This is a genomic window from Psychrobacter sp. TPE 89C, from assembly GCF_055522395.1.
The window spans coordinates 20,231-40,284 of sequence record NZ_JBVFXW010000026.1; the positions used below are offsets into that span (position 1 = coordinate 20,231).

Annotated in this window: 18 protein-coding genes; 7 read left to right on the forward strand and 11 right to left on the reverse strand. The window is 40.9% G+C overall.

Translation table 11 applies throughout. From position 1 onward, the window contains the following. Positions 1–22: 22 nt before the first annotated feature. From mnmC1 to ispZ, 4 genes are all read right to left on the reverse strand, one after another. Complete coding sequence (gene mnmC1, locus ACZW67_RS09120; RefSeq protein WP_465182996.1) at positions 23–2,134, reverse strand: FAD-dependent 5-carboxymethylaminomethyl-2-thiouridine(34) oxidoreductase MnmC1; 2,112 nt, start codon at positions 2,132–2,134, stop codon at positions 23–25. 39 nt (positions 2,135–2,173) lie between these two features. Further along, on the reverse strand, positions 2,174–2,614 hold the full coding sequence (locus ACZW67_RS09125; RefSeq protein ID WP_465182997.1) for an SH3 domain-containing protein: 441 nt from the start codon (positions 2,612–2,614) through the stop codon (positions 2,174–2,176). Beyond that, positions 2,611–2,940, reverse strand: a complete 330-nt coding sequence (locus tag ACZW67_RS09130) for a YciI family protein (RefSeq protein ID WP_465182998.1) — start codon at positions 2,938–2,940, stop codon at positions 2,611–2,613. The genes ACZW67_RS09125 and ACZW67_RS09130 overlap by 4 nt, the downstream gene beginning before the upstream one ends. Before the next feature lie 171 nt (positions 2,941–3,111). Continuing rightward, a complete protein-coding gene (ispZ, locus tag ACZW67_RS09135) occupies positions 3,112–3,663 on the reverse strand; it encodes a septation protein IspZ (protein WP_194197699.1) in 552 nt (183 codons plus the stop codon). Positions 3,664–4,032: 369 nt separating this feature from the next. Here ispZ and ACZW67_RS09140 point away from each other — a divergent pair, with 369 nt between their 5' ends. Together ACZW67_RS09140 and ACZW67_RS09145 are read left to right on the forward strand one after the other, a co-directional pair. Then, positions 4,033–4,914, forward strand: a complete 882-nt coding sequence (locus ACZW67_RS09140; protein ID WP_465182999.1) for a PHP domain-containing protein — start codon at positions 4,033–4,035, stop codon at positions 4,912–4,914. A gap of 553 nt (positions 4,915–5,467) precedes the next feature. Next, positions 5,468–6,919, forward strand: coding sequence for a GGDEF domain-containing protein (locus ACZW67_RS09145; RefSeq protein ID WP_465183000.1), 1,452 nt, complete (start codon positions 5,468–5,470; stop codon positions 6,917–6,919). Between the two features lie 73 nt (positions 6,920–6,992). Here the strand turns inward: ACZW67_RS09145 and truD are convergent, their stop codons facing one another. Next, on the reverse strand, positions 6,993–8,111 hold the full coding sequence (gene truD, locus ACZW67_RS09150) for a tRNA pseudouridine(13) synthase TruD (RefSeq protein ID WP_465183013.1): 1,119 nt from the start codon (positions 8,109–8,111) through the stop codon (positions 6,993–6,995). Between the two features lie 369 nt (positions 8,112–8,480). Between truD and ACZW67_RS09155 the strand changes: the two genes are divergently transcribed. Then, on the forward strand, positions 8,481–10,166 hold the full coding sequence (locus ACZW67_RS09155) for an FAD-dependent oxidoreductase (protein ID WP_465183001.1): 1,686 nt from the start codon (positions 8,481–8,483) through the stop codon (positions 10,164–10,166). Positions 10,167–10,427: 261 nt separating this feature from the next. After that, complete coding sequence (locus ACZW67_RS09160; RefSeq protein ID WP_465183002.1) at positions 10,428–11,051, forward strand: GNAT family N-acetyltransferase; 624 nt, start codon at positions 10,428–10,430, stop codon at positions 11,049–11,051. Positions 11,052–11,096: 45 nt separating this feature from the next. On the opposite strand, the gene ACZW67_RS09165 is transcribed toward ACZW67_RS09160, so the two are convergent. Continuing rightward, positions 11,097–11,258, reverse strand: coding sequence for a hypothetical protein (locus ACZW67_RS09165; RefSeq protein WP_227686685.1), 162 nt, complete (start codon positions 11,256–11,258; stop codon positions 11,097–11,099). A gap of 366 nt (positions 11,259–11,624) precedes the next feature. On the opposite strand from ACZW67_RS09165, the gene ACZW67_RS09170 reads away from it, so the two are divergent. Beyond that, positions 11,625–12,143: an XAC2610-related protein gene (locus ACZW67_RS09170; protein ID WP_465183003.1), complete on the forward strand. Its 519-nt coding sequence runs from the start codon at positions 11,625–11,627 to the stop codon at positions 12,141–12,143. A 3-nt stretch (positions 12,144–12,146) separates the two neighbouring features. After that, on the forward strand, positions 12,147–12,680 hold the full coding sequence (locus ACZW67_RS09175) for a hypothetical protein (protein WP_465183004.1): 534 nt from the start codon (positions 12,147–12,149) through the stop codon (positions 12,678–12,680). A 115-nt stretch (positions 12,681–12,795) separates the two neighbouring features. On the opposite strand, the gene gorA is transcribed toward ACZW67_RS09175, so the two are convergent. From gorA to ACZW67_RS09190, 3 genes are all read right to left on the reverse strand, one after another. After that, positions 12,796–14,160: a glutathione-disulfide reductase gene (gorA, locus tag ACZW67_RS09180; protein WP_465183005.1), complete on the reverse strand. Its 1,365-nt coding sequence runs from the start codon at positions 14,158–14,160 to the stop codon at positions 12,796–12,798. A 182-nt stretch (positions 14,161–14,342) separates the two neighbouring features. Then, on the reverse strand, positions 14,343–14,795 hold the full coding sequence (locus ACZW67_RS09185; RefSeq protein ID WP_110923241.1) for a threonine/serine exporter family protein: 453 nt from the start codon (positions 14,793–14,795) through the stop codon (positions 14,343–14,345). A 1-nt stretch (position 14,796) separates the two neighbouring features. Further along, positions 14,797–15,585 (reverse strand): threonine/serine exporter family protein, encoded by a 789-nt coding sequence (locus ACZW67_RS09190; protein WP_201591963.1) that lies wholly within the window; start codon positions 15,583–15,585, stop codon positions 14,797–14,799. 453 nt (positions 15,586–16,038) lie between these two features. On the opposite strand from ACZW67_RS09190, the gene ACZW67_RS09195 reads away from it, so the two are divergent. Continuing rightward, positions 16,039–16,821, forward strand: coding sequence for a M48 family metallopeptidase (locus tag ACZW67_RS09195; RefSeq protein WP_465183014.1), 783 nt, complete (start codon positions 16,039–16,041; stop codon positions 16,819–16,821). Between the two features lie 171 nt (positions 16,822–16,992). Here the strand turns inward: ACZW67_RS09195 and ACZW67_RS09200 are convergent, their stop codons facing one another. Next, on the reverse strand, positions 16,993–18,666 hold the full coding sequence (locus tag ACZW67_RS09200; protein ID WP_465183006.1) for an AIPR family protein: 1,674 nt from the start codon (positions 18,664–18,666) through the stop codon (positions 16,993–16,995). Between the two features lie 935 nt (positions 18,667–19,601). After that, positions 19,602–19,865 carry a hypothetical protein gene (locus ACZW67_RS09205; RefSeq protein WP_465183007.1) on the reverse strand — a complete coding sequence of 88 codons (264 nt, stop codon included), beginning with the start codon at positions 19,863–19,865 and terminating at the stop codon, positions 19,602–19,604. Between the last annotated feature and the right edge of the window lie 189 nt (positions 19,866–20,054).

Consider the following 20,054-nt stretch of genomic DNA (forward strand, 5'->3'; position numbering starts at 1 on the left):
AGCTTCCCATTAAAAAAAATAATTAAGTAAGCGGTGTCTGCAAACGCGTACGATTTGGTGATAGGCGTGCTAGCATCGCGGTAGATAGAGGGGTAAACGAGCCTAGCATCATATCTACTAGTGCCTCAGCGCATAATGGTGCAATAGCATAGCCCTTCGCACCCATCGCACTCATTACCCAAACGCATTCGCTATCAATCAATTGTCCAACGATGGGGTGGTAGTCAGGTGTTTGGGTACGAACGCCAGCACGTCCTTGCCATAAGCTCATATCTGTTGGAATGACCGAATCCATCCCAGGGATTGCAGTGACCAACTTATCACGGCTAATCTGATGCTCTTCCTCACGGATATCCGTGTCCGTATCATTACGTATAAAGCTTGCCCCTAGTAGAAACTGAGGGCTGCACTCTGTAACATCGTTTAATTGTCCGTCATCTGATTGGGCAGTGAATGGCGTACAGTAACCACTATATTTGAGTGGTATTTTAGGTAAGTTTGCGAGTTGTTCGGCTGTAGGCGTAAACCATGAGAGCTGACCACGAATTTTGCGACAATCAAAAATACGCTTATCTAATTGACGGCTCTCAAAAGCTGCGCAAATGACCACATTATCAGCATTTATAGATATCATTTCTTGATTTTGATCATACCCTTCAACACAAACATGACTTTCCATCTCGCTAATATTATTGACGGCTAACTGCTGAAAATGAATGAGCGGATGGGTCAGAATCGTATTTTTTAAGGCTTGTGGATTGACCAAGCCTGACTGCGGTAAATATAAATTCTCCGATACATCCTGCGTCTTTAATCCGCTGGCATCTTGAGCCTGCGTAAGCGATAACGTGGTTGCCATATCATTAGGATAATCTGCAATTTGCGCTGTACCAATATTGGCTTTGATCAGTAAATCAAGGGCGCCTGTTGGCTCCAATATGGGTGCTATATTGAGCTGTACAGCTGTTTCATTCAGCACACGATATAGTCTGCTGCTGTAGAGATAACCCATGGTGTGTAAATGCTCATCGACATGATGAATAGGTGTCATCTTGGGAGCAAGTAAAGCACGGGGGTTTCCTGATGCACCTGCCAAGGGTGCGGATTTATCTAATAAAGTGACTTGAATACCACGATTGGCTAGCGACCAAGCCGTTAGCAATCCTGAGACACCAGCACCAATGACGATACTATGATCAGGCTTAAGGTTGCTACGAGCAGGAGTATTGTGTGTACTATTAGCAGGATTACTCTGACTATCACTTTCAGATAGACAGGCAGCATCAGTCATAACAGCTGTTAGCATTTGGTTCTTTCGCCCAAAGCCCTTGACCTTGTTAATCTCAAAGCCATGCTCTCTTAGCCCACGTTTAACAATACCTGCACTGCTATAGGTCGCAGCGGTAGTGTCTTGGCAGGATAAGCGCTTTATCTGAGTAAAGATATCTTCTGCCCATAAGGCGCTATTACAAGAAGGGGCAAAGCCATCTAAAAACCATGCGTTAACGCAGGGTGCAGGTTCTATGGAAGTATCTAATGCTAACTTGGCCAAACTCTCAGCAGCATCACCAAACCACATATCAACGGTCAAATTATCATCAAAGAAGTTTAGACGATGAGAGCCAGCGATAAGGGGTGGGTAGGCGGCCAAAAGAGGCGCAATTAATTCTGCAAGCTCAGGCGCACGCTGCGCCCACAATGTCAGTATGTGCGTTAAATCTGCAAGGGGTATAGGAAATTTTTCAGTCGTAATAAAATGTAGACGAGCCGTTGCTAATTGTGGATGAGTCTCTCGTAACTGTCGCCATAGCAGCCAAGTGGCTAATAGATTGAGCCCTGTACCAAAGCCCAATTCAGCGATCGTAAAGCATTGCTTTGGTGCAAGGTGTGCCAGTCGCTCTGGTAGTTGATTATGCGCCAAAAACACATATCGTGACTCTGCTAGACCATCCGCATGTGAAAAATAAACATCGCCAAACTCACCTGATACGGGTACTTGATTACCCGTATCGTCTACCTGCCAATCAATTTTGGCAGGAGTGATGATGTTTAGTGCGTTAGCAGTTTTAGATTGCGCAGGAGAGTTAGGCGTTTCTTTTGGTGCAGACGTGGACTTAGACGTGAACATAGACATAGACACTCACATAGGACAGAGCAATAAATAGAGAATGCGCTACCAACGCTCACGGCGGACAAACACTAGCCACGAGATAAAGATACCAACCAACAGACTGATTAATACTGTAAATGCCCCGTACAAGAAAATCTGACCTTTACTTTCATAAACCAAAACGTTTGCTTGAGTCTGCAAGTCGTTTACCTGACGTTGCAACTGTGCATTGCGGCTTAGTAACTCTTGATTGGCATCGGACAGCGCCTGTTTAGATGGCTGCAGTTGCGCTGCTAAAGTGCGATTGATATCCAACGTTGAGTTACTGGTTGGTTGAGCGTTTAGTGCTTCAGGTTCTGTCACCGGTATCGTTGCTAATGGGTCGGTCACATCCATAGTAGTGACTGTTGGTGCAGCTTGTACCGATGCAGCAGCCATAAACATTAGGGTAGCTATGCTGAGTTTATAATGACGTGTATTTAAATAAGAGACACGCTGGCTCACGACGCTGCTACTTTGTCTGATGTGCTGTCATCGGGTTTTGGCAGTGCTTGAATGAACGGCTTGATATCTACATGGCTGTACACACCATCGCGCAAGTAAGGCTCTTCGTTTGCCCATGCTTGTGCGGCCTCAAGAGAGTCGAAATCAGCAATGATTAGACTGCCTGACATAGCGCTTTGACCATGCTCAATAGGGTTTGGACCTGCAATAATGAGTCGCTGCTCATTGTTCAATGCTTTAAGACGGTCAAGATGTTCAACACGGGTAATCTGACGTTGCGCGCTGCTCTCTGCAACATCGTGACCAATAATGGCAAATAAGGACATAAGACTTCCTCAATAAAATGATGATTGATGTAAGTGTGTTTAATCAATAGATAAATAAAGCTTAATTCATAGCAACTAATGCCGTTACCATAAATGTTTAAAATACTGTGAATAGTTAAAATACTATGGATATTCAAAAATCGTATTTATTATAAAATAATAGTCTAAGTATTACTTAGTGGTTTTGTTTGTCAGTTCTGGATTTAAGTAATTTTTTAGTACCGCAAACTGAGCCACAACGAACACCAACATAATTGGAATCCAGCCGTACGTTTTAAAGTTGATCCATGCTTCATCTGACATCGTAAACGCTGTGATATAATGTAAGACGCCCATCATGGCAAAAAACAATGCCCAAGCGATGGTGAGTTTTTTCCAGCCACTCATTGTGAGTGAAAAAACATCTTTCATTGCTAGCTGCATCAGAGGCTTATTAATCGCGGCGCTTACTAATAGCGTCAAGGCAAAGATACCGTTGATAATTGGTGACTTCCAACGCAGATAGATGTCATCACGTAAGATTAGGGTACCACCACAAAACAGAATGGTTAATAGTAAAACAACCCATTGCTGCTTATCAAACTTGCCTTTTTGGCGAATAAAATGAATCGCATAAACGATAATTGTGGCGATGAGTAGAGCACCGGCCCCTGCCAAAATACCACTGTGACGCGCACCAATGAAAAAGGCAATTAAAGGAATAAAGTCTAATAGGGCTTTCATAACAAATAGGGTGTCCACCAAAAACGTATGGGGTAGTTTACACGTCTACTGCACCAAAAAAAAGCAATCAACGCGATAATCGTTCTACATGGCGGACTTGCTTAGTAATACTCTATGATTATGGCTCATGGGCATCGCTGCTACCCAATATAACGATTCGATAATGTCAGTAGTTCTATGTATTAAATACAGTTATTCCACTATAAAAGTATTACTGCGTTAACCCCACTTGAAGTATCTAATAGACATCGACACTCGGTTTGTTTGAATGACTTTCGTATTGACTAGACTACACAACGGCTAGTTACTACTGTATTTCTCTTTTTACTCTCTTTAATGCTTATTATTTTAAAATGCTAAGGCTTATTTATGAAATTCGATCTACATTGTCACAGCACTTGCTCTGATGGTACTTATGGGCCAACGGAAGTAATACAACGCGCCCATGCGGCTGGCGTCAATGTATTGGCTCTGACCGATCACGATACGCTAGCGGGAATTGATGAGGCGAGAATCGCTGCGACGGCCTGTGATATGCAACTCATCAATGGCGTTGAAATAAGCTGTGAGCATACGCTTAGCGGTGGTTATGGTAAAAATAAATCGACCAACAAGATTATTCATGTGCTTGGGCTTGATTTTACTGATCTTGAAAAAATGCATGCAACATTGCAGCAGCTGCAAGACAGTCGTGCCACGCGTGGTCAGAAAATTACGGAAAAGCTCAGTGAATTGCTAGACATCAGTTATGACGAGCTATGGCAAGCGGTACTTGTGAAAGCAGGTGGCAATCCGCAAGCAGTAGGGCGTGCGCATATTGGTCAAGTACTGTTTGAGCGCGGTGAAGTAAAAACCGTACAAAAAGCCTTTGATAAATATCTGGCGGACAATAAACCTGCTTATGTGGCAATCGAGGCGCTAACGATGCAGCATGGTATCGAGCTAATCCATGCTTGTGGTGGCAAGGCTGTACTGGCACATCCTACTCGCTATCAGCTCTCAGCGACTCGTGTGCGCAAACTGATTGAAGAGTTTGCCCAGTTAGGCGGTGATGCTTGTGAGCTGCCCGCCAATAGTGAGCCAGTTAGCACTCGCAGAATGGTCGATCGTAGTATCGCTGAGCACGATCTTGTTACCTCAATCGGTAGTGACTTTCATGGTAGTAATATGCCGTGGCGACGTTTGGGCGATGTACCGACTCTGAACCCTGAACAGCAAGGGGTTTGGCAGTCATTTAAGATGTTTGCTTAACTAGGGCATGTCCTCAATTCAATCGATAGTCATCTAAATGGGTTAAAAATGGCCAAATCTTGCCACACAGCGTCAAATAGCTGACTAATATCTCGATATTATCTGCGCTATTATCCTTGTTTGACTGCAATTTATCTCATTTTTATCACCATTTTTAAAATGAGGACAAGCCCTAGTGTTTTACAACTATTCAAAAAATACCTATAAAATCCACTGAAAAGTGGTTGGTTATCGTTTAATCTTGAACGCTGCTTGAGTTAATATAGTCATTCCACTATAAAAGTATTACAGCGTTAACCTCGCTTGAAGTATCACATATACATCTACACTCGGTTGCCCTGTACTACTTTTAAATTGAACCAACTATACATCGATTGAAACAAGATTCAAAACAAAGCATCAGTTATTGACGTGTGAATCTATCAAATGGATTGATAACTCGGGCATAAATGGCCACACTGAATAAGTAGTTTTGGCTTCAGCGGTAATCATGAGTTGTCAGTTGTTATTCTGGTTTTAGCTCTATCAATTTTTCTATTTGCGGTAGCCCATTATGGCTGTATCTAAGTTTTATCTAGGCTACAAGCAGCTGTCTAAGGCAGTTTTTGAATGGCAAGCAGCTGATAGGACGGCACTACTTGCAGCATTTATGGTGATGGATGTTTTTTCGCATTGGCTGTGGTGCTTATTTGTTTGGTATCGCCGTGATACCTATAGTAATTACATTGATATAGATCTGCTCTATCCAATATGGATTGGCGTGTCCATGGTAGGTGTGTTTTTACTATGGATGTCCAGTCGTTTTTCACCCTTTAGAAACGCCAATAGCAATTTGTATACATGGCAAGCGATACTTATCACCATTTATAGTGCCTATATTACTTTTATTGTCGCAGTATTAGGACATAGTAGTTTGGTGGCGGGTGTCTCGTTAGTAGGGGGCACGATGCTGGGCATGATGCTCATTAGCCGGCGGTATGTATGGCGAGCATTTATAGGTCAAATCATTGCTATTTTGGTGGTAACACTCCTTCCTTATGCTGGTATCACGTTACCAAATTTACGTCAAATGATTGCTACGACGCTGCCTCCTAATATTCATAGTTATGTCACTTATAATGAGATGGTTATGATGAAAGACGCTACCGCTGCTACTGTCCTACCAAATGGAAGGTTGAATTGGGATAGTGTCAATTATCTGCGTCAATCTTCCAATCTTTTGTGGCGCTCTACCCATATTTATATGTCGTTACCAAAAGCCATTTTTATTATTTATATGTTTCGTACTTTGTTGGTGATATTAGATGACAGTAGAAAAGAAACCTTACAACATGCCAATCAAGACGAGCTGACCCAACTAAAAAACCGCCGTTATGGTCTGATGCAAATGAAACAGGCATTGGTGAGCATAGAACGTTCTCAGGACTTTAGCGTAATTCTATTAGATTTAGATTGGTTTAAAGACATCAATGATAGCTATGGTCATGATATTGGCGATCGAGTGTTAGTGACAGTGGCACAAGCACTACTACAGTCTTTGACAGATGATGCCATTGTTAGCCGCTATGGTGGTGAGGAGTTTTTGATTGTGCTACCAGATACGAAGCATGATAGTGCGATGGTTATTGCCGAACAACTACGGCTAAGCATCGCTGATCAAACCATCGTGGTCGATGACAATACTACCTTTAACGTGACCGCTAGTCTCGGGTTATATACGTTGACTCACGATGAGCGCACATGCATAGAACACGCATGCGAAAAGCTGTCTCAAGCAGAGGCAGGATATCAGCTTAAAAAACCACAGGTCAGTAAGTCGAATAGTGAACGAGCGGATAAAAAGGTTGATACAGTAGAATTGCCCCAAGATATTTGTCAGCGCTTAATTTGTATGGCGGATAAGGCTTTGTATAATGCTAAGGGCCTCGGGCGCGATAAAGTTGTGAGTGCTAACGCGATGTTAAAATCAGGCGATAACAAGATAGAGTCGCTTTATAGTCATTAAAAAGCGATAAAGCAGCTGGACCTTCATAGATGATAGCTGTCATCTATGAAGGTCCTAATCTGTATCTACTTAATTAAAAAACTAACTGCTGTACCAAACTCGCCAATACACTCGTTGCAAAGCTGCCAGTCGTTAGCGTGAAATTCAATACTAGCGTTTGCGAGTCTTCTTCTGAATCACGCCATTCCCATGTTAATGCTTCGATAGGTAAACGCAGCGCTCGTCGTTGTGCCTTGATATCTCGTTGCTCTAATCCTGCTGCTAACTGCGTCAATAGTGGGCTGCTTTTTACAATATCATTCTCAACGTCTGCTGCTGCATTACTGACTTTGTCATTGTCTGTGCCCCACATCACAGCCGTTGGATGGATATCACCACTAGCCATTCGTTCACGTAATGTGTCATCTATCTCTTCACTGGTAAATATAGACCCTGAACCATCCAAGTTAAACACTTCACCTGATAGACCAGTATTCCAGCTACCATCTCGTACGCGTGCTGCCAATATCTCATTAAATATCAAGCTACGGGCTGCAGACAGCTCCATCGTGTTTTGCTCTCGCGGTGCACGCTTGCTTTTGCTTTTTTTAGACGATGGGCGAGGCGCTCGTGGTGGACGGGCAAACAGTGATAGTGCCTCTCTGACGTTATTGCCCTGACGACCGAAACGCTGAGGACCAAAATAATTGGGGACGCCGCTCTGACTGATATTGGTTAAATACTGCTCGACCGTCTCTTTTGCAGACAATAGTTGCTCAGGTTCTAGTGTCTCAGTATCACTATTGTCAAACTGAATATCACGTAAGGTAATTACGAATTGATTGGCACGATGCGTACCACGATTGAGCTTTTTGTTATGCCAATGCTGGGCGAGAATAGTGACTGACTCTGTCTCTCCGATATCTATTGGCGCAAACTCAGTTACTGGTAGTTGCTTCTTTGGTATTCGTAGGCTAAACCACTGTGTCGTTAGTGCATGACGGTCTTTCAGTCCTGAATATCCAACATCACGCAATGGAATCTCTGCCCACTCTGATAGTAGTTTGGCCAAATAAGCAGTATTCATTCCTGATTTTTCTATATGCAACCATAGATGCTCACCTTCATTGGTGAAGTCTAATGGCAATAGCTCATTAACGATGAAATCCGTAGTATTGGCTTTATAAGTTGCCTGTTTTAACGGTGGCTGCATCGGCTGTGGCAACTGCGTAGTATCTGCGGCAGCTGTAATATCAATATCAGCTATATCAACGGATGCGCTCGTAACTGGCTTGCTCTCCAAATGTGGTTCAGAGTCAGAGATCGTAGGCGTTTCAATATGGTTGTCTGGATAAGTCATAAAGTAGTCTTTTATTTTGATTGTAAATTTAAAATGGAAGTCATAGTCATAGAGGGTTTGAAAGAAACTCGCAAACTTACGTTTTGCAACGCAGTAAATATACAAAGAAACAGCGTGTGCTAAATGGTCTTGCTACTATCGATGAATAGGATATGAAAAGATCATAGGATTGTTTTCACCCCGTTTTTATTAGAAATCTATTATAACCGTTAAGGAAGACTTATGACCAATGCAACGATTAACACAGTTACTATCAGTAAGGCAGATATTCTAAGTGGCGGTATGAAATCATACAAGCAAGATGATTATAGTATCATTTTAATCACCCGAGACGACGATGAGTTTCACGCGTTTGATGGTAAATGCCCACATGCGGGAGCAGATTTAGGCACTGGGTTACGCTGTGGCAACCGTGTGGTTTGCCCATGGCATCAGGCTACTTTTGACAGTCGTGATGGCACATTGTTGGAGCCGATTGCCACCGAAGGCTTGACCCAATATCAACTGACTGACAATGGCGAAGAGTTGATTGTGACGACATCAGTCAAAGAAAAGACCGATATACCAAACGATAAATTGAAAGACACTCATACTGTGATTGTGGGCGGCGGTGCGGCTGGGTTTATGACGGCACATAATCTGCGAAATACCGGATATGGCGGTGATATCACATTGATTAGTGCTGACAACAAAGCCCCTTATAATCGTCCGTTATTGTCCAAAGCTTTTTTGGCAGGAAACATGCCAGAAGAAAAGCTGCTGCTGGGTGGTAGCGACTGGGCCAAAGACAACAATATTGATTTGCGCTTAAATCAAACCGTGAGCAAGGTATTGCCTAATGAGCGTACTTTAATGGTTGTTAGTGATAGTAGTGACAGCAACAGCAACAGCAACAGCAACGATGAGAATGGTAGTGATCAAACCATATCGGCCGACTATTTGGTGGTGGCCACAGGATCGTCGCCATCTATACCGCCTATTACGGGAGCAGATTTAGATGGCGTGTATACCTTACGCAGTATGGATGATGCCAAGTTGATTAAAGCGGCCAGTCATGATCAGCGCGTGGTAATTATCGGTACTGGTTTTATTGGTATGGAGGTCGCCTCAGCCTTAGCGCAGGCAGGTACCACAGCTTCAATCACAGTGGTTGGACAGTCTGACCGAGTGATGGGTAATATCGTCTCAGAAACTGTTAGTAAAGCACTTATCAAGTTGCACGAAGAAAACGGCATTAACTTTGTGTTAGGTGCCAACGTAAATGAAATTACCAAGGTTGAAAACAAGTCGGACAGCAGTGAGGCAAGACAAACCTTTTCACAAGTGGGTGGTGTGATACTGGCAAATGGCGAGCATATCGATGCCGATATTGTGATTTTAGGCACAGGGGTATCTGCCAATACTGAGCTATTAGAAGAGGTCAACGATCCTGATGGGGTACAGGTCGATAGTAAACTGCAATTGCGTGATGGAGTTTATGCACTGGGCGATATTGCAAAAGCATCTGGGCAGATGGGACGTATGCGTATTGAGCATTGGCGTGTGGCATTACAGCATGGGCTCGTGGCGGCAGCTGCGATATTAAAAGACGACACAGTAGAGACGTTAGATGCTCGTGTGCCGTTTTTTTGGACTATGCAATTTGGCAAGAGCCTACGCTATAGCGGCCATGCCCAAACACCAGACAACAGCATATTACTTGGCACTCCAGATACGCTGAATTATATTGAATACTACTTTGATGATGACAGTAATGAGAATAGCCGAGCCACTGCGGCCAGTACATTAGGGCGCGACCAAGAGCTAATTGCTTTTGCTGAGCTATTACGTATAGGTCAAGCCCCAACTCGTGCTCAAATCAACTCAGGATTCGATATTATTAATCAAGCAAAAGTGTTATCGCTCTAGCACTACTAAAGAATAAGTATTAGTATCTTGGGCATGTCATCAATTAGCACATTAATACATTTAGTGGTCTTAAAATGGCTAAATTTTGCTAAATATCGTCAGAAGTTTTGTCAATATGTTCATATTAACGGCAATTTCTTCCTCATTTATCTACAATTTTTCTCATTTTAAGCCTCACAATCTAATTGATGACATGCCCTAGGCTGGCTTAGGAGTCTAAGCCAGTTTTTTTATACATGAATCAAAAAGGAAAATTATAATATGAGCGAAAGTACTATAAATAAGAGCACTATAAATGAAAACCACTTGAGTAAAGACTCTGTATTTTTACGTGAAGCGACATTAGATGATATTGGGGCACTTGAACGATTATTGAATTGCTGCTATCGCGAGACCGCAGGTTGGACCAATGAGGCTGATTTGATTGGTGGTATTCGAACCACTTCAGCAGAGCTTGCTGCTGTTATTAATGACCCTAACCACTATTACTTTGTTTATCCAAAAACGACCACGGGTGACCGTGATGGAGAAGAAACGGGTGAGATACTTGGCTGTATCGCTGTCGATATTAAAACTGATGCTGACTCAAATAAAAAAGCCTATATCGGTATGTTTGCGGTACATCCTGTGCTACAAGGGAAAGGCGTTGGTAACGTGATCCTACAAGCGGCTGAGACTTTTGCAGATAGACACTTACAGTCACAGAATCAGCCGAGCCGTTTGACCATGTCTATTCTTAGCCATCGTCCTGAGCTATTGGCTTATTATGAGCGCCGTGGGTATCAGTTAAATGGTAATAAAATGCCGTTTCCCAATGATGGCAATAATGGCGAGCCAAAGCGTGAAGATTTAGAGCTATTAGAGCTAGAAAAAATGGTTGGCTGATAATGTAGGTCTAGTAAAAAGACACTTAGAACTAGGATGTTTTATTTAACCCCAAAAATATCTAAAGGTCATAAATAGCCCCACGCTCAACAATAAAAATGCCACGATGATTAATCGCTTAAACCAATTAAATGCTGGCAAGCGCGTGGCATTATCATCAGACATAAGATAAGCAAATAAACAAAGCAAGCTTGCTGCTAACGTCATGATCCCAAGACCAATCGGTAATATAAATAAATACACCTGCCACACAGTCATCTCTCAACGGTCAGTATTAAATGCATGATAGCAGCATCGTGATTGCGCTGTCTGTATGAACGTGACTTCACTTAAAATTTTCAGAGCTATTCAAACAGAAGTGATTCAATTATAAAAAAGCAATATCAAATAAAAATAGGCAAATATCGAGAAATAAAGTTGGGTTTAAAGTTATAATTCTGTATAGCTCATTGAATATGTATTGTGTAGATTGAGAGTATGCTCTAAGTAAGATAGTTGTATTAATCCTATCATTTGCTGGCTATTCGAATACATCTTTAAATGTTCAGCAAGTTTTAAGCACTAAGGACAGATATGACTTTTATACTTAATATGAGACTCAAACCGCTTGCTTTATTGTCGGGGCTGCTAGTTTCGCCGCTATTGTCCTATTCGGCCTTGGCGCAAACCTATCAAATCCAAGATTTCTCAGACGATTATCATGCAGTCATTAACCAAGTAAGCGAGTATGGTTATGAGGCGAACAGTATCATCAAAATTATAGATGAGAAAACACATAAAACCCTTATCAGTCAACCTGCTAGTATCGATATTGAATATGAGTTAAGTAATAGCGAAGAACATGAATTGGGTGAAAAAGTCAGTGCCAATATCGTTAGTATTCCTTATGGCGAACATAGTGTGTTGATCTATGACGATTTTAATTTTGACGGACAAAAAGATTTAGCGATAAAAGATGGGCGCAATGGTTGCTATGGTGGGCCTTCTTATCAAGTTTATCTAAAAGATGGTGAGACTTTCGTTCATAGCGAAGGATTTACTGAGTTGGCACAAGGCTATTGCGGTTTTTTTGGTATAAATAAAGACAGTTAAACTTTGTATACGATGACTAAGAGTGGCGCAGGATGGCATCAGTATTCAGAGTATAAAGTGATCGATAATAAGCCAGTGGCCGTACATGTGCTTGTAGAAGAATATAATCCAAAACAATTAATTTCTATCATCGAGAGCACAAGAGTTAATGGCAAAATGGTAGAAGATAGCTATGAGATGTTACCTGAGTACGATAACGAAAGCCACGATGGGACATTGCCTTTCATTTATAAGTTGGATTTAGATAACGGTAAAAAAATGGTTTTAAATAAGACTTATGACAAGGAAGGTGAGCAGATGTATTATGCCTTTGCCGATAAAAATGACAGAATCGAGCTGTATTATGATGGGCCATTTGTTTATGACACGGCTAAAAAAACACTTAGCTTTCTCAATAAGCCTGTGGTTTATCAGATCAATAAGCAAGGCATTACAGTGAGACAATCTAACAAGAGCGTTTTACTCAAGTCAGTGCCACAGAGCGAGCAGGGAAGTCTGGAAAAACTTGGGCATTTTGACAATGTGAGCGTTAGATAAAAACATTTATTCTAGGACGGGACATTCCAAACGAAAAGGCCACTCGATTCAGAGTGGCCTTTTACTTTTAGCTAAGATAATAAGTTTAACGCATTGTCAACTAACGCATTGTCAACTAACGCATCGTCACGAACTCTTCTGAGCCAGTGGGATGAATCGCAACCGTGTTATTAAAGTCAGCTTTAGTCGCGCCCATTTTGATGGCAACTGCAAAGCCCTGAATCATCTCATCAACACCAAAGCCAATACCATGTAAGCCAATGACTTTTTCGTCATCGCCCAAGCATACCAGTTTCATAGTGCACTTTTGGCGATGCTGGGTTACGGCGCTATACATAGAGGTAAAGCTCGATTTATAGCATTTGATATTGTCTTTGCCATAGCGTTCAATCGCGTCAATTTCGGACAAACCGATTGTACCGATAGCAGGATGAGTAAAGATAACAGTCGGTATTAACGTATAGTCTAAATGCTCATTGGGCTTATTGTTAAACAGACGCTCTGATAAACGGCGACCTGCGGCAATCGCCACTGGGGTCAGATCAACACTATTTTCTATAATATCGCCGACTGCATAAATATTGTCGATATTGGTATTTTGGAACTCATCGACTTTGATTTTGCCAGTCTCAGTCGTCGCGACCCCTGTCACTTGCAGATTGATACCGTCTGTTGATGGCGCACGACCAATGGCCCAAATCAAGCAATCTACTGTGTCAATACAGTCTTCGCCACCACTATTGGTAGATAGGTTCAAGCTGTCGTCGTCATTTTTATTGACTTCATTGATGGCAGTGTTGGTGTGTAGATGAATACCATCTTGCTCCATCTCTATCAGCAAGGTTTCTACAATAGTATGGTCAAATGCGCGTAGTGGCGAGTGTTTACGCACATACAAATGTACCTCTGCGCCCAGACTGTTTAGTACGCCTGCAATTTCGACAGCGATATAACCAGCGCCTACAATCGCCACGCGTTTTGGCAAGTGATTTAACGCAAAAAATCCATCAGAATCGATGCCATATTCTGCACCTTTGATGTTTGGTTGAATCGGGTGACCGCCCGTAGCAATCAAAATATGATCAGCGGTAATGAGTTCGCCGTTCACTTCTACCGTATTGGTATCGACAAATTTGGCAAAGCCTTTGATCACTTCTACGCCATTTTTCGCCAAATTATTATCATAAGAGCGGTGGATATTTTCGATGTACTGTTGACGGCTCTGCACCAGTTTTTGGAAATCAAAACCTTTAAATTCAACATCAAAACCATAATCTGGCGCATATTTATGGATGGCTTCGGCAACTTGTGCGCCATACCACATCACCTTTTTAGGTACACAGCCCAAATTCACACAAGTACCGCCCAGTTGGTTGGCTTCGATGATGGCGCATTTTTTGCCATAGCTTGCTGCACGGTTGATTGAAGCAATACCGCCGCTACCGCCGCCAATGGCGATATAGTCATAATGTTTGGTCATAATCAGGTCTCTTTGTTAAATTGTTATTGGTACAGTTTTAAGGTTTATTGTTTTGAATGCTCTTGTTTTGGACTCTACTGTAATGGGTCTTATAATCCATCTTACAAGTTTTTTATGGTTAAGGTGTGTTGAGTTGCTTCCATGTGGTCAGTATTTATATAGCTAAGCTTATCTAGACCCGCTTAAACAATAGCACGACGTCTATAAAATAACAGCCCAGGAATAGACAAACCCAGTACCAATCCTGAGGTCACAAACAAAGCCTCAAACAAGTACACCATCATTTGACTAAATAACTCGTCTGAAAAACCAAAATAGCCAATCTGCACCATACTGACCATCGCCTTATACGCGGCGATACCGGGCATCATACAGATGACACTTGGCGAAATGAGCGCTTTAGGCGGTAGGGTATATTTCTTAGAAAAATACACGCCCAAAAAACTGGCGAGCATGGCTCCAAAAAAGCTGGCTACTACAAGATGTACTTGCTGATGGACAAGTGCAGTCTTTAGTCCAAACCCAAAAGCAGTCATGAGCAAACACGGCAGAATATAGCGTTTGGGAACGGTGAACATCAGCGTCCAACCAAGGGTAATGATGCAAGACAGTACAACGGTTTCTATAAACCACATGTCAAAACCCCCAGTGCTGTATTTGAAGTAAAACGAGGGCCATCACGATGCCAACGCACGCGGATAAGGTCAACATATAGGTAAACACGGCACGTCCAACGCCGATATTGACATAGCCTTTTAAGATATCTGAAAAAGAATTAATGAGCGGGAAGCTGGGCACCAGTAGCAGCACGCTAGATGCGACGGCGATATCGGCATTGTTACCAATATCAAAATAATAGGTAGTTGCCCCAATGAGGGAGGCAATAAATGCCGTCACGATAACCGTTATAAAGGGATTGAAGTGGTGTTTGGACAGATAAATACGAGTGAGCATCGCCACCATACCAGCGACAAATGTCACCGCAGTCATTAACCAACTGGCGCTATTCAAATAAGCAAATGCAGCACAAGAGATACCAACGAATATGCCGACTAGCCATGTTGGATAAACGGTCTTGTCTAGCTCATCAAAGGCAAGCGTAGTCAGGTCAATCAAATTATCACTATCTATGGTGTCTTCGGTTTTATTGACGATCTGCTGAATTTGCACCAATAAATTGACGTTGATGCTCTGATTGATCGTGTCTCTAGTAGTGGTGATACAGCGCTCATCACAGATAGTGGTCAAGGTAAGGGCATTAAAATTCAGCGAGCATTCTACGCTGTTCATTCCCAAAGCAATGCCCAAGCGCTTGGACAAGTCCACCACGATGGCAGACTCAGCACCATACTGCATAAGAAGTAGGCCGCAGCGCACGCATAGTCGGGTAATGCGCTGCTGCTTTACGTAACTGATAGAGGTCATTATGGAAGTACGCATATTGGTTATTGATACGCTATTATAAAGGGTCTGGGTGCTGACGCGCAGGCATTATTGGACATTATATTTAATGCGACTATAAAGGATAAGTTTTTTTAGACAATAGAAGATAGAGACTAGCGCAGTTGCGCAGGTGATGACTGTAGACAGGGTATTTGTTTAGGTAGGTTTGGGTTATAAGATGCTCACTAAGCCGTGACTCAAATTAAAATAATGACGTTATATACTTCAGATGCATGTTGGATATGACTTGCGATGGAAAATAGGCGATAGACTGTAAAATTAATAGACTTTTGTTTTCTATGGTGATAATCTCTTCCTCGATAATTCAGACACATTACTTACATCTTGGTTACATTCTAAATTCATTATCTTTATCTAGCTATCTACTTCAACTGTATCTTTTAACTTGGACGTCTAATGACCACTTTTAATAAAATGAAAAATGTTCTATTGCTTACCACCATTACTACTTTGGCAGGCTGTACTACTGTCGCCGATATGGCAGGATACGATACCGCTACCCTAAATAGCGATGCGGCAAAAAGCTACTCTCAAGTGGTTTCTAGTGCCAAGAGTCAAGGCGCAGTAGATAGCACATCTGCCACCGCCATTCGAGTTAAAAAAGTCTTTAATCGTATAAAGCCCTACGCCGTTCAAGCCAATACAACAGGCGTACCTTTTGATTGGCAGATTACTGTTATAAAGTCACCTGAATTAAATGCTTGGGCAATGCCTGGTGGCAAAATGGCCTTTTACACAGGTATTGTAGAGACGTTAAAGTTAACTGATGCAGAAATCGCTGCAATTATGGGACACGAAATGACCCATGCATTGTCTGAGCACAGTAAAAAGGACGCAGGGCAAAAGGTTCTGACTGGTTTAGCGATGCAGTTAGGTGGTGCACAACTACAGTCAAAAACAGGGTTAAGTGATAATGCGTTGGGCTTAATTAATGACCTAGGCATTGATAAGCCGTTTTCTCGTAGTCAAGAATCACAAGCCGATGCAGGTGGTTTACGTTTGATGGCGCAGGCAGGCTATAACCCAGCATCTGCAGTGTCAGTATGGGAAAAAATGGAAGCCGAAAACGGTCGTAGCAGCGCCTTAGTTACTTTGACGTCTACGCATCCAAACTCTCAGCAGCGTATCGCTAAAATCAAAGCACTCTTGCCTGAAGTGACGCCAATTTATCAAGCGGCTGCTAAAGCACCTCAATAGATCGGTACAATTAGATCAGTACGATACTATTAAAAAAGCATGGTAAATAAAAAAAGCAAGTCGAGAGGCTTGCTTTTTTTGCAATGAAATATCGAGAAATGACTGGTCTGATTTTGAAATTACGTCGTAGGCTGGGTGTGACACGCTGCGCCGAACCTACGGGCTAACTTATTATGGATTTAATTCTTCCCATTCGTCTTTGAAACTAGGACTTCTATTTCTTTTAACTTGTTTTAAATAACTGCCACTGATAACTTTACTTAAATTTTTAACCCAAGATTCATTTCTCAAGTTAGATTTATAATCAAACTCTTCATCTAAATCATTAATTTCTGCATCTAAGTCAATAATTATTTCATCAACTATGGCTGAAAGAGCAGTAATAAGCTTCGTTCTTGAAGACAAATCTTTAACAAAAGGCTCAGGGTTAGCTACTAGCTTTTGACCAAGTTCATCTTTTTTTAGTATGTTTTTTATAATATAAATTAAGGTGTATCTTGTAAGAGCGTATCTAGCAATTAATTGATTTTCAAGACTTAGTATTTTTTCTAAGGATATATTATCCAATAACTTTAGGAATACCACTCTCGATGCAGTTACTTCTGGTCTAGCAAAAAGGTCATTGTGAGCGTCTTCAAATATTCGATACTTCCTATGAGTATTCCAAGGCTCTTCTAAGTCAAATGACATTAGTATAACACCTGTAGTTTCATTAGAAATCACTTCTAGATTACTAGGTGTATTATCTGCTCGCTTTATCTCATAGTAATAATCTGTACCAAACTTGCTAGTTACTTCATTCTGTAAGCGTACCTGTATTTGACTATAAGATTTAAAATCTCTCGGTTTAACTCCATTTTGGCTATTGGAATATTCGGTTATTTTAGAGGATAGATCGGAATTAATAGGAACCTTAATAACCTTAGTCAATATCCTCAAATCATCGGTAATATGTTGACTATTTCTATAAAGAGACGTTAGGCTTTGACATCCATTCACCACATAAAAATTCTTAATCACTATTTTATCTTCAGTTCGTTCAACGTTTTCAGCAACAATGGTAATTCCATTATGGAATAAAGGAAACTGTTTATGAAGAGCAGCGTTCTTAATGCTATTCACAATTCCTTTATTTATTTTAGTGTTGCCTAAAGCACCGCGAACATTGTAGTCAAATATTGACTGGTCGTTAATACCTTTTAACTCAACTAATTCACTAGCTTTGATAGGAGCAATATAAGTTATTGTTTCTGTATCAGCATGATAAATAGTAGTTTCATTTTCTGAAATATCGAAAGTGGCTTCTTCTAATGTAGTTACTTCTTTTTGATCGCTAATATATTGATCTTCTAATATATATCTACCAAAAAACTCTATATTCTCGACTTCTGACAGAAAAGATTTTCCATCACTAGAAAGCTCAGTGTTAGCAACAAATATTCCTCTAACCTTATAAGCATCAAGATTACTGATAAGATTTAAGCGATTTATTAATGAAGCAACTTCTGCTTTACCTGCTGTATCAACTAAGTTTTGAAGTTTTTCGCTTGAACTAAATTGATCCAGTGTTCCTAAGAACTCTTTTAAAACTGTATCTCCAACTGACTTGTTTTCACTTTGGACTATTTTAGATTGGAATATATCAATAGTACCCGCACCTTCATTAAGGTAAATACCGTCAACACCTTTATCGCCACTGTTATCGCAAACAGCATCAATCGCAATTTCTGGGTCTAATCTGAAGTATTTTTCTAGGTACCACATTAAGAAAGCGGCACTATCTGAGCGCCCTTTAATTTTATAAAATTCTATCTCTTTCAGTAGGCTAGGGTAACTTAAATTCATTTGGTTTCTCAGAGTTATAAGCTAGTGAGCTAGTAATAATTTTTACCATACTAGCTACGTTATTTGTTAGATTATTACAAACTTGCATTAATGTTTAAAGTTTTAATTCACACTGTAAACTATATACGAAAAGCAGGAACAACCAAAATATTATAAATTTTAAATATAAAAAAAGACCACCCTATAAAGAGTAGCCTTTCATCATCGGTCATCTAAAGATATTAATGAGTATGCAGTTGGACGGCTCTTGGCCTTCAGGTTTTCTATACCTTTTCGCACTCATATAGGCCTGTAATTTTCAGCATCAGCTTAGCTATCAAAATCAAAATAAATTCAGTAAGCTTATAATGATACTTAATGAAAAACATATACCAAGAAATAAAATCTTATACGTGGATATCTCAAATCCCGGTTCAGAATAGCTTAAATACTGTCTTTTTTTATCATAGTTCTTGAACGACTCAGTATGACGTATTTCTTTTTTAGTCAGTAAGCCAACGGCAACTGGGATTTTATAATAAAGTTTATAATATGTGACTTGAGTACCTACGAGCAATATTTCCTTGCCTGTATATTTACATAAATCGTAGTAGAAGACAGTATCTTCATACGCATCTCGAATATAGACTTTGTATAAAACACTATCTATATTAGTAATGATGCCATCACTTGTATCAAGACCCATTTCTTCCTCTGAAATTTATATGTTGGGCGAAGGTTATAGTACCCAGTGATTGTATGGTTGATTCAGTTTAAGAGAGAGTTAAGGCAACCGAGTACAGATGTAGACGCGATACTTTAAGCGAGATTAACTTGTCCGAGTTGTGGCTGTCATCAAGAAACATTAGCTGAACGGAGAGTATTTTATGTCTCTCAACAAAAAAATCCACTCACTAGAGAGTGGCTTTTCATCATCGTATATCTAAAGATACTAATTAATGTGCAGATGGACGGCCTTCAGGTTTTTTATACCCTTTTGCAGTCATACATGATTCTAGTTTTTTCATATCGCTTTTACTTGGGCGACTGTCTTTAGTCATTTTTACGCCAGTTCTCTTAGCACAATCATCCATGGCTTGTTTCATGTCAGCTGACATAGCTGGTTTTTTGTGATTGTGGCTGCTATTTGATGTTCCGCTTGATGCACAGGCAGCAACGCCAACAGTAGAGGCTAAGACAATAAATAGTAATTTTTTCATGGAAAGTCCTTAAATTTTTTAAAGGTTGTATTAAAGAGACTAGCGTCGATTCGTGCACGCTATATCGTTCTCAACCAGTTATTTCTATATCGTATGCATTTGCGCATGATGTTGTACCATTTAAATATTAATACAATCAAAGTTTAATTATCTTTAATAAATATTAAGAAAGGTAACGCAATGTAGCTG